Below are 12,298 nucleotides of genomic sequence, written 5' to 3' on the forward strand. Positions count from 1 at the left end.
AGTGCTAGCCTTGTCCTGTTGCTTTTTGCATTTTACCATGACCGATACGTCTAGTAGAGCCAAGAAAGGATCGGTAGTTGTCCAGACTCGCAGTGGCAGGTTGCGCTTGCAGTTGCCCAGGCAGATTTACGGGGGCGATCGCAAGTACCTGTACCTAAACCTACCTGACACCCCTGAAAACTGGGAATTGGCACAAGTTAAAGCCCAACTGATTGAATCCGACATCAAGTTCGAGCGTTTTGACCCTACCCTCAAAAAGTACAAACCGCAAACTCACTTGACTGTCATTGAGACTATCAAACCAAAACCTGAACAGACTCTAACTCTGTTGTTTGAGAGATATTTGGAATTCAAAAAACCTGTTGTCAAGCCAACAACTTTTCACTATTTAGTGACGAGCATTCAAGCTTACGTTGACCGCTGTCCCTACCAAGCTTTGTCTGAGGATAATGCGTTGCAAATGCGCGCGTGGCTGCTTGAAGACACGACTAACAGCATGACCAAGCGAATATTGACTTATGTAAATGCAGCGGTTGAATGGGGGATTAAATTTAAAATTCTCAGCGGGTTCACCGTCTCTCCGTTTCAGGGAATGGCTGCGGATTTACCAAAACACAACTGGCAAAGTGACCCCGAACCGAACGCTTTTAGCACGGAAGAAAAGGCATTGGTATTAGAAGCCTTCAAGAACCACAGGGGAAATTGGAACGGTAGGGGTTATTCAGGGCAAAAGCTTTGCTTCTATTACCCTTTGGTGCAATTTTGGTTTATGACTGGATGCCGTCCCTCTGAGGGTGTTGGCTTGAGGTGGCGCGATATTGCCACTGACTTTTCTCACATTGTGTTTAACGGCAGTGTACAGCATCCGGGCGGGATGGAAACTAGGGTTGATGGTAGTAAAAATAACAAGCGCCGCAAATTTCCTTGTAATCAGGAATTGAGCGAGTTTTTAAGAAAGCTTCAGCCGGAAAACTTGACGGACAAAAACAGTCTGGTTTTTCCCTCACCCAAGAAGGGCGGGGCGATTAATTATAGTAATTTCACTATACGAACGTGGCATAAGTTGGTTGACCCAATTACTCAGAAAACTCGCGAGTTTGAAGAAGACCGCAAAACCACCACCCCTTATTCTTGTCGGGATACTTTTATTAGCGAGCAGGTTGGTAAAGGCGTACCGAGTGCAGTTGTGGCTAAGTGGTGTGATACGTCGGAGAAAGTGATTAATTCTGTGTATTTGGATGGCAAGATTTTGGAGCATTTACGCCCGCTTTGATGCTGTTAATATGTTGATTATAGGGTCATTTGAGGAAGATTTAGCTAGCTCGAAGGCGGAGAAAGACCCAGACAAAAGCCCGACACCTAAGCCACCAGCCGAAAAATTTTATCAAAGGTTGGATCTGTTGCGCTCAAGCATAAAAAGTCGAGGGCGGAATTGGCGGATGTAGCACTCCTAAATGATTTGCTTGCGCCATACGCGAGAAAGATGCTTGCACTACAAGGATTCTGATCTCGATTAATTTTGCGACTGATTTAGGACTGCTATATAGTGGCGGTGCTCGACGTACTCGCATAGCTAGGCGATCGACCCGATCTGTATTTGGAGACAGTCAAAATTGTCTCCAAATTGTCTCCACGTAGCTATCCAAAACCCGATGTTTATCTCCAAAAACATCCTGTGCAACCACAGATACCAAGCCCTAGAAACGCCAAAACTCTTGATTTCTCAAGAGTTTTAAAGACTGTTCGCCCAAGCGGACGGTGGGACTCGAACCCACGACGTTCAGCATGGGAAGCTGACATTCTACCACTGAATTACGCCCGCGCTTAGGGTTTTTTACTTGCTTTCACCTTCTTTCACTGTGGAGGCGGAGCGGTAAAAAACGACTAGAAAAACATTGTACAACTATTTTCTGATTTTGAGTATACCATTTTGACAATCAATTTTGGCCGATCGCCGATCGCACAGCCGAGCCATGATACTGCGGCAGACGAACCCATTGTCATCGCGGCCAAAAGCTGCCACTAAATCAGCAATCGCCTCGGTTCCGAACCTTGACAAAGAGTTAGCGGCTTCGGATCGCACATTCCGATCGCGCGATCGAACTGCATCATTTTTAACAGCGCAGCCATTGAGTCCGCAGTTGGACTGTGCCGCCATCCCATCGCCACGAACGATCGCACCATAAACTCGCGATCGTCCACTTTCCTCAGCAACATCGGTAGCGCCACCGCAGAATCGCCCTTTCTCACAGCCGTTACCCCCCGCAGCCTGTCTGGAGAATCAGAACTTTGCAGCGCTGCTGGGATTTCCCTAATTTCCCTAAGCCAATTAAAATATATTTTTGTTACTTTGATTGAAATTTTTAGCAAGGAGTGTGGGATTTTGGGAAGATTAACAAAAATTCCGTTATTAGATTGTGTCGGCCAATTAACAGCCTCAAACTGCAACACCAGAAGAAGTTCAGGAAGTATTTGGTGAATTTGAGCAATATTGGCAACGACCGATCGACGATAGCCGGGAAATGACTAAAAAGGTAAAAATGCCTCAACAATTCGTAATGAGACACTTAGAAAATCATCCAGAGATAGTTTACATCGACGGGGCGCTAGCGAATTTGCGAGGCCACAATCTGCCTAAAAACGAAATTAATTGCCGTTCTGTAGTGTGTTCTCTTTTTTTAAGTTTATCTACTTAATTGTACTGTTTTCTTTTCCCGCAGCTTCTCCCTAGCCCCACTGCTTGAGAATGGCGGACAAGATTCGGGTTTGAAGTTCCTTGATGAGTGGACGGATTTAGGAGATCTGGAGTCTGTGGTGGCCAACATTCATATAAGTGCTACGATGATCGCAGAATGTGATAAATTTACTCTTGCTCTACTTTCAACAGTACAATTAGTAGAATTTATGACGGCTTCAACCCTCACGATTGTCCCCCATTATCAAAGCAGTAGGACTCTCAATAATAATAATAATAATAATAATAATAATAGATTTTTAAAATCGCTCGCGCAGAATGCACCCGCTCAATATATCTCCAGGTAGATGCGCGATCCTTGATTTTATTATATAAGTATTAATATAATAAAAATAAAAATTTATCATCATAAAATTTATTCAAACAGCAAAATAGGCGGTAGAATAAATGATTAATAAAAATAATTTCAAAAAATGTAAACCTCAAGCTGATATGGATGCTGAAGGCAAGCAACAAAACAATCAAAACGAGTTATTTCCCGTTGTCGGAATAGGAGCCTCTGCGGGTGGATTGGAAGCCTTTACCGAATTACTCAGGCATTTGCCGATCGATACGGGCATGGCGTTTGTAATAATCCAGCATATGTTGCCGACTCAGGAAAGTGTGTTGAGTGAGATCCTGGCTCGATCGACCCAGATGCCCGTGCATGAGATAACAGATGGGATGCCCGTAGCACCGAATCAGGTCTACGTCATCCCCCCGAATGTCAGCATGACCATCGATCGAGGGTTGCTGAAGCTAACGCCTCGCGGCAGAGCACGCGGGATATTTATGTCCGTCGATATTTTTCTGGCTTCCCTCGCCGCAGAACGCGGGAACCAAGCCATCGCAGTCGTTTTGTCCGGGGGCGACGGCGATGGTGCCCAAGGATTAAAAGCGATTAAGGCAGCAGGCGGTATTACTTTTGCCCAATGTGAAGGATCGGCACAAGTCAGCAGTATGCCGAACACTGCGGTGGCTACGGGTCAGGTAGACTTTATATTGACACCGGAAAAAATTGCCCAGAAAATAGCAGAGATCGGCCATCATCCCTACATTGCCCAGGGGTCTGCTGCAGAATCAACCACCAGCGAAAATGCGATCGAAAGTAAAGATGCGATCGCCACCATCTACAGGTTGCTGCGCGCGGCTACAGGAGTTGACTTTACTCACTACAAACAAACCACCTTGAAACGGCGGATACAGCGACGGATGTTGCTGTACAAGCTGGAACGGATCGAGGATTATGCCGAATATCTCCTAAACACCCCCACAGAAGTAACGGCGCTTTATCACGATATCTTCATTCATGTCACCAGCTTTTTCCGCGACCCCGAAAGCTTTGAGGCCTTAACCAGCAATGTTTTTCCCGAAATCGTTAAAAATAAATCGTCGAAAACACCGATCCGAATTTGGGTGGCCGGCTGTTCAACCGGTGAAGAAGCTTACTCGATCGCCATCTGCTTGTTAGAGTTTTTAGCAGATCGAGGTACGGATCTGCCGATTCAGCTTTATGCAACCGACATCAGCGAAAATGCGATCGCCCATGCGCGCCGCGGCTTTTATACGTCAGCCCAAGTCGCGGATATTTCATCCCAACGCCTGCATCGGTTCTTTGTGCAAGTCGAGGGCGGATACCAAATCGCTCACTCGGTGCGCGAACTCTGCGTTTTTGCTAAACAAAACCTGATCGGCGATCCGCCGTTTTCCCGGATGGATTTGATCTCCTGTCGGAACGTGCTGATCTATCTGGGCCCGCCGTTGCAGAAAAAGGTGCTGCCAATTTTCCACTATGGGCTTCGACCCGCGGGCTTTTTGCTGTTAGGCACTTCGGAAACGGTTGGTGAGTTTTCAGAATTGTTTGCGGTATTAGACAAAAAGAGCAAAATTTATACTAAAAAACTGCTGTCGCATTGGCTAAGCATGGATTTAACTGCTAGCAACTATCCTGCGACAGCCATCAACTTTCCACCGCAGCAGGCGGAAAGCTTAAACGAAATGGAAATCGAGAAACAGGCCGATCGCATTGTTTTGAATGACTATGCGCCTGTCGGCGTCGTAATTAACACAGCCAGGGAGATTCTGCAATTTCGAGGACAGACGAATCCCTACCTAGAACCGTCTCCCGGTAGGGCTAGCTTGAATTTGCTGAGAATGGCAAAAGAAGGATTGCGCGTCGAACTCCGCACTGCAATTGAACAGGCCTCCCAGCAGCAGTTGCCGATCGAACGTACCGGCTTGAAAATTAGAGAAAGCGAGATCGTCCGCCTCGTCAGAATTAATGTGATTCCATTCCCAACAGGCGCTGTAGCAAAAAACTATTTTTTAGTTTTGTTTCAAGATGAGGCGCCGATCCCTGCAATGCCTGCTGCTGCAAACGATGGTAGAGTCAACTTCCATGCTTTAGATGGTGAAAGTTTGGAGATTGCGAGGCTGCAAGAAGAACTCAAAAACACCAAAGACCACCTGCAATCGATCATCCAAGAACATCAAGCCGCTAACCAAGATTTGATAGCCGCCAACGAGGAGATTTTGTCGAACAACGAAGAGTTGCAAAGTACAAATGAGGAACTCGAAACCGCAAAAGAAGAGATTCAGGCAACCAATGAAGAACTAAACACGATTAATGACGAATGGCAGCGGCGCAATATTGAATCAACTCGGGTGACTAACGATTTACAGAATCTGCTCAGCACCATCAATATTCCGATCCTGATGGTGGGAGGCGACCTGCGAATCCGCCGGTTTACTCCCGCAATCGAAAGCATCTTCAACTTGATTTCTAGCGATGTCGGGCGCTGTGTGAGCGACATCACTCACAAGTTGATAGTGCCGGAGTTAGAGCCAATGATTGTAGACGTGATCCGTACCCTCCATTGGAAAGTTCAGGAGGTTCAAGATCGAGAGGGTCGTTGGTTCGATCTGCATATTCGACCGTATCGGACGATCGACCACAAGATTGATGGGGCTGTGGTGATGTTGGTGGATATCCACGATCTCAAAGTCAGCGCCCAGCAGTTGATGGAAGCGAAAAATTACGCCGAAACGATCGTGGAAACCGTGCGGGAACCGTTGCTAGTGCTGGATCTAAACCTGCAGGCGATCACCGCCAACCGTTCTTTCTACGAGACGTTTCAGGTGCAGCCGAGCCACACTGAGCAGCACTCATTGTTCGATCTCGGTAATGGACAGTGGAATATTCCCAAGTTGCGATCGCTCCTAAAAGAAATTCTGGCCGGAAAGACCGAGTTTCACGATTTTGAGGTCGAGCATGACTTTGAGCATATCGGGCATAAAATAATGCAGCTCAATGGCCGCAAAATGCCTCCGATGGGTGATACACAGATGATTCTGTTGGCGATCGAGGATATCACCGAGCAAAAACAGTTGGAGACAGAACGCAACCTCCGGATTCAAGAACAATTGGCTCGTGCGGCTGCTGAGGACGCCAACCGCATCAAAGATGAGTTTTTGTCCGTCCTCTCTCACGAACTGCGGACGCCGCTCAATGCGATCATTGGCTGGACACAGTTGCTGCGCCTGAAAAAATTTGACCAGCCTAAAACCGAGGAGGCGCTAAAAACGATCGAGCGCGCCGCCAAAGCACAAAACCAGCTCATCGATGACATCTTAGACGTTTCGCGGATTACCACAGGCCAGTTTCACCTCAACGCTTCTGAAATTGAGCTGAATCCACTGGTTAAAAATGCCATGGAAGTGGTTCGTTTGGCAGCAGAAGCCAAAAATCTTCAAATGGAATCCAAGCTAACTTCTTTAACACTAAACGTATTGGGCGATCCAAGCCGTTTACAACAGGTAGTGTGGAATCTACTTTCAAACGCGATTAAATTCACCCCAGCCGGAGGAAAAATTGAAATCGCATTAGACTACATTGATGGCATGGCTCAAATCCAAGTTAGCGATACTGGTAAGGGCATTCACCCTAATTTTCTCCCCTATGTGTTCGATCGCTTCCGTCAGGCGGATAGCAGTTTCTCTCGCAGAGAGTCTGGATTGGGGCTAGGACTCTCGATCGTCCGTCATTTAGTAGAACTCCACGGCGGTACTGTTAATGCAGAAAGTTCAGGTGAGGGACAAGGGGCAACGTTTACCGTGAGGTTGCCGATACGAACAGATATCCCATGATTGTTGACTGGTGACTGTTGACTGTTGACTGTTGACTGTTGACTGTTGACTGTTGACTGTTGATTGTGATATCAATTCCGGTAGCATCGGAATAGTAAAATCCAGTCATACCAATTTAATGTGAAGTTGCATATATTTCGCTCCCCCTAAATCCCCCTTAATAAGGGGGACTTTGACCAAGCTCTTGTCCCCCCCTTATTAAGGGGGGTTAGGGGGGATCAGATTCTATGCAGCCTCATATAAAATTGGTATCAACAGTCAACAATTCCCGACGGTACAACCGGAATTGATCTAATCCATCTGCGTTATATCGTTTCCGGTTGCATCCGAATAATAAAATCGAGTCAACAGTTAACACTCAACCATTCAGTTTTTCGACCCGCCCCTCAACAGTCAACAGTCAACCAGAATTCCGGTGCAACCGGAATTGATATTAATCTGTGTTTATCTGCCTGTATCTGCGGTGAAAAAAAGAGAATGTATTAACCACAAATGAGAAGGGATTGACGCTGATTCACGCAGAGATCGAGAATAGAGATAGGAATAATTCCGATGCTAACAGATGCGATATGAGTCAAAAAAATGAAAATTGCGCCCTATATTTGTTGGCAGCTTGATTCGACTTTATCAGGACAATGAAGAGCGGATTTGATATCATTCCGGCGCAACCGCAATTGATATTATTTGTAATCTTATCTCCCGATCGGATATCGTTTCCGCTTGCATCACAATAATAAAATCGAGTCAACAGTCAACAGTCAACAGTCAACAGTCAACCCTCAACACTCAACAGTCAACAGTCAACAATGATTCCGCTGGAACCGGAATCGATATAACTATTTACCAACCTGAACCTGAGCGCCATCCTTAAGAAAACCAGCGCCAGTAACAACCACGCGATCGCCCGCCTTCAAACCCTTTTTAATCTGTACCTTAGCAGCAGTCAAATCGCCCACCGCACCCCCGGAAATTTCCCCGAGTTCCACCGGTTGAGCCTGCACCTTGTCCTGGCCCACAAGTTTGTAAACAATAGAACTGCCGTCAGGTTGCGGCACAATAGCTTTAGCGGGCACTTTCAAACCTTGAGCCGTTGCCGTCGAAATGGATGCGCGCAAAAACATTCCCGATCGCAAAAACTCGCTTGCCGGCAAATCAATCTTCACCGTAGCTTGCCGATTTTGCGGGTCAACTAGCGGCGAAATATCTCGCACAGTTCCTGACAACTTAATCCGCTTGTCAGAATCCGAAGTAATTTGCACTGCTGTTCCCGGCCGCACTCGCGAAACTTGAGTTTCCGGCACTTTCAATTGCAGTTCCAGCTTGTTGCCGCGAATAATCGAAAAGAGTTTTTGACTTCCCGAAGAAACATCGCCAACTCGACCAATTCTTTCAGCCACAGTGCCGCTATCCGGCGCTCGAACAATTGTTTGTTCTAGTTGAGTTTGTAACTGTTTGACTTGGGCATCATTGCTGCGGACACTTGCTGCGTTATTTCCGACATTTGCTCTGGCACTGCTGACACTCGCTCCGGCCGTATTCACTTTTGCACGAGCGCTGGCGAGGGCTGCTCTAGCGGTACTGATATTAGCTTCAGCAGTAGCTACTTTAGCAATAGCCGATCGCACTTCTTCCGCTGCTTTATTCTGTTCTTCCAAAGCTGTATTCAAGTCAGCTTTAGCTTTGTTCAAGTCTTGAACAGCAGTCTGCCGCTCTGTCTTGCGTCTTTCTAAATCTTGCTGACTAATTACTCCCTGAGAAGCCAAACCTTGGGTGCGATTTACTTCTCTTTGAGCTTGATCTAATTTAGCCTGAGCGGAGGCAATGCCTGCTTTAGCTTGAGTGACACCCGCTTTAGCTTGTTCCACACCGGCTCTTGCCTGCCCGACGCCTGTTTTGGCTTGCGCTGCGTCAGCGATGGCTTTTTCAACGCCAGCTTGGGCTTGAGCGACGCCGGCTTGGGCTTCTTGTTGGGCTGACTGAGCTTGCTGTACCTGAGCTTCGGCTTGTTCTACCGTAGAATTGGCCGATTGTACTCCCGCCAGCGCTTCGGCAATTTGCGATCGTAGTACCGAATCGTCCAAAACCGCCATCGTCTGACCTTTTTCTACCGCCTCTCCTTCATTCACCAACACCTGCTTGATTTGCAAACCGTTGGCCTGTGGCAGCACCGGCAGCAAGTCATAGGCTGCCACGGTGCCTATCGCTTCTAAAGTTTCACCCACCTGGGCAGATTCCACAGGCGCCACTGTCACCGTCGGAGCCGCCGCCTGCTGGTTTACCGATGGAATTGGAGCGGCAGGACGCGAACTCTGATTGCCCCCTGTGAAGTGTACTGCTAGCAGCGTTGCAGCTACGCCAACCCCTGCGCCCGCCAACAAGGCCGGCCACCTGATTTCTTTGCGGGGCCCAACTTCAGTTGCTTCTGGTTCCCAAACTTGTTCCTGCTCGATTTCTGGAACTTCCAGCGCAACTTCTCGTTCATCTTCCTCAGCGGAGAATTGCCAGCGAGAGTTGTCTGAGACTTCACTTTCAGCTACATCCACTGCTGAGATCCTGTCGCGCCCGCTCTCTACGGGGGAAAGGGGTTGCTTTTCTTCGGCTTCTGAAAAAACTTTATTAGTCACGGTAGTTCCTCTCGCCAGTATGAGCCTTTCCTTTTTTTTTTATATTGTAAAGAAAGATTACGATATTATTTAGTTCATTTTAGCCGAGGGTATCTGGAGTAGCGCTTCCTCCTTTTGGGTGAGTATGGCGCCGTTTCACCCTACAATGGCGATTTTGATTAACTGTCGATCGAAGTTTGTTCGATCGAGATTTAATTTTATCTGCCTCTGGGCCATACTGAATATTAGCGTGATTCGCGATCGTGGGGGCGATCGGGCTGGCATTGTCTCTCCCCAAGTGGCTTGGCCGTCACCTATCTATCAATGCTCACAAAAGTCAGTCTAATCTTGAACTGATTATTCCTAATCTATACTGTCATGTGTTTACTGTATAATACGGCACATCTGCTGAAAAAGTTGTGCCACTTTATTTAAAAAAAATCACAATGAATAGTCTCTTTTCTCCCCTCCAACAGTTTCTAATTACTTGGCTGCTAGTGCTAGTGACGGGATGGTTTACCCTAACTGCTGTCAGTTATGTTGGGGAACTGGTCAGCATTTTAGTAACTGCGGGACTCGTTGCATTTTTATTAAATTATGCAGTAAAAAGACTGCAAGTATTTTTGCCCCGGGGAGTAGCTGCGGCGCTGGTTTATTTAACTGCGGGTGTGATAGTAGTAGTAATCGGTGTAACTATTGTGCCGCCGGTGTTCAGCCAAGCGAGGCAGTTGGGGGTGAGGTTCCCGGAATTGCTGGAGTCGGGGCGGCTGCAGCTAGCTGAATTTCAAGCTTGGAGTGCCGAGCGCAATTTACCGTTTGACGTGCAAATATTGGAGCAGCAACTGTCAGCTAGAGTCCAGGGAGAAGTCCAGGCGATCGCCGGTACGGGTTTAGGCTTAGTTGTCGGCACTTTTAACTGGTTTTTGGACTTAATTTTTATTGTGGTGATTTCCTTTTATATGCTCCTAGACGGGCAAAGAGTGTGGCAGGGTTTGACCAGCATTTTTTCCCCAGACATTCGCTATGTTTTAACAGAGACTTTGGAGCGCAACCTCCAGCGATTTGTATCGGGACAGTTATTGCTGGGACTATTTATGGCCATCTCGCTAACTATGGCTTTTTGGTGGCTGCAAGTTCCGTTTTTTCTGTTGTTTGCCGTGTTTATAGGATTGACGGAAATAATTCCGTTTATTGGAGCAACTTTGGGAATTGGCACTGTTAGTATAATTGTAGCGTTTATTGATTGGTGGCTGGCGCTGCAAGTGTTGGTAGTGGCGATCGGTCTTCAGCAAATCAAGGATAATTTAGTAGCTCCCCGAATCATGGGGAATCTCACCGGATTGAGTCCGGTAGTTATTTTCACAGCTTTGCTTTTAGGAGGTAGAGTGGGAGGATTGTTGGGAGTTATCCTGGCAATTCCGCTCACTGGGGTTGTAAAAAGTATAGTAGAAATTGTACTCAATCCCAAATTGCCGCCCCAAACAGGCTCGTTTTTCTACAATCCTTTTAGCGGCGAGGAATTGGGGAAAATACCAGACGATGAAACTAGAATAATCTTGGTCGGAGATGAACAAAAGTAGTCTAATTTTTGTAGTAAGTAATTCACTTATGAAAACTGTTATAAGTCAGAAATTAACTTTTGGCTGCTGAGTCCATTAATAACAGACTAAAGTTTCTACAAAGAACTTTAGTCTTTATTACTAACCCACTTAAAATCTCAAACCTAAAAACTTATGAACTGGTGGCAAAATCTTAGAAACAATCCTCTAGCTCGGTTGGGAGCAGTGCTACTGTTAATTTTTTATACAGTCGCGCTTTTGGCGGAATTTGTGGCACCTTACGACCCCTACGACTCTCAATTAAACGGTTCATTGCTGCCACCGACTCAGATTTATTTAAGCACCCAAGACGGGCGCTTTATCGGGCCCCACGTTTATCCGACTACTCAGGGCCCGGTGGATGCGAATACGGGCGCTCGTGAGATAATTGTAGACTGGCAAAAACCCTCTGTTCTCGGTTTGTTTGTCAAAGGTTCCCCCTATAAATTTTTAGGATTTTTGCCTTTTGACAGGCACCTGTTTGGCACTACAGGAGAAGGCCAAATTAATCTTTTAGGCACGGATGAGCAAGCTCGCGATCAATTCAGTCGCTTAGTACACGGCAGCAGAATTAGCCTCAGCATCGGTTTAGTAGGAATAGCCATTTCTTTTCCCTTGGGATTGTTTATCGGAGGCATATCTGGTTATTTCGGCAGTTGGATTGACAGTATTTTAATGCGTTTCGCCGAAGTATTGATGACGATTCCCGGTCTTTATTTATTAGTAGCGCTAGCAGCAGTATTGCCACCGGGGTTGACAAGTGCTCAGCGATTTATATTGATTGTGCTGATTACTTCATTTATCAGTTGGGCGAGTTTAGCGCGGGTGATTCGCGGTCAGGTACTGTCAATTAAACAGCTAGAATTCGTGCAAGCGGCGCGGGCAATGGGCGCCAATCCAATTTATATTATTGTCCGCCACGTTTTGCCACAAACTGCTACCTATGTAATTATTTCTGCTACTTTGTCTGTTCCGGGTTTTATTGTGGCGGAGTCGGTTTTGAGTTTAATTGGCTTGGGAATTCAACAGCCCGATCCTTCTTGGGGAAATTTACTATCCCTGTCTACTAATGCTTCGATTTTAGTGTTGCAGCCTTGGTTGGTTTGGCCTCCGGCGATACTGATTATTTTGACTGTTTTGGCGTTTAATTTATTGGGGGATGGATTGCGGGATGCTCTCGATCCGAGAAGCATTCAGAGGTAATTGGGAGTTAGTAA

The 12,298-nt window shown here is 46.6% G+C and carries 6 protein-coding genes and 1 tRNA gene; 4 read left to right on the forward strand and 3 right to left on the reverse strand.

What is annotated here, in order from left to right; genetic code table 11:
* The first annotated feature begins 37 nt into the window (after nt 1–37).
* A complete protein-coding gene (locus tag QUA71_RS03855; RefSeq protein ID WP_333282362.1) occupies nt 38–1,273 on the forward strand; it encodes an Arm DNA-binding domain-containing protein in 1,236 nt (411 codons plus the stop codon).
* A 477-nt stretch (nt 1,274–1,750) separates the two neighbouring features.
* On the opposite strand, the gene QUA71_RS03860 is transcribed toward QUA71_RS03855, so the two are convergent.
* Nucleotides 1,751–1,822: transfer RNA gene (locus tag QUA71_RS03860), tRNA-Gly, on the reverse strand.
* Between the two features lie 200 nt (nt 1,823–2,022).
* On the reverse strand, nt 2,023–2,451 hold the full coding sequence (locus tag QUA71_RS03865) for a hypothetical protein (protein ID WP_333282365.1): 429 nt from the start codon (nt 2,449–2,451) through the stop codon (nt 2,023–2,025).
* A 691-nt stretch (nt 2,452–3,142) separates the two neighbouring features.
* Between QUA71_RS03865 and QUA71_RS03870 the strand changes: the two genes are divergently transcribed.
* The gene (locus QUA71_RS03870; RefSeq protein ID WP_333282367.1) at nt 3,143–6,880 is read left to right on the forward strand and encodes a chemotaxis protein CheB; all 3,738 of its coding nucleotides are present in this window, start codon (nt 3,143–3,145) and stop codon (nt 6,878–6,880) included.
* 836 nt (nt 6,881–7,716) lie between these two features.
* On the opposite strand, the gene QUA71_RS03875 is transcribed toward QUA71_RS03870, so the two are convergent.
* Nucleotides 7,717–9,504 carry an efflux RND transporter periplasmic adaptor subunit gene (locus tag QUA71_RS03875; protein WP_333282370.1) on the reverse strand — a complete coding sequence of 596 codons (1,788 nt, stop codon included), beginning with the start codon at nt 9,502–9,504 and terminating at the stop codon, nt 7,717–7,719.
* 425 nt (nt 9,505–9,929) lie between these two features.
* On the opposite strand from QUA71_RS03875, the gene QUA71_RS03880 reads away from it, so the two are divergent.
* Nucleotides 9,930–11,063, forward strand: a complete 1,134-nt coding sequence (locus tag QUA71_RS03880; protein ID WP_190663043.1) for an AI-2E family transporter — start codon at nt 9,930–9,932, stop codon at nt 11,061–11,063.
* A gap of 153 nt (nt 11,064–11,216) precedes the next feature.
* On the forward strand, nt 11,217–12,284 hold the full coding sequence (locus QUA71_RS03885) for an ABC transporter permease (protein WP_333216869.1): 1,068 nt from the start codon (nt 11,217–11,219) through the stop codon (nt 12,282–12,284).
* Nucleotides 12,285–12,298 lie beyond the last annotated feature (14 nt).

It is taken from the genome of Microcoleus sp. MON1_C5, from assembly GCF_036701875.1.
Lineage (GTDB): Bacteria > Cyanobacteriota > Cyanobacteriia > Cyanobacteriales > Microcoleaceae > Microcoleus.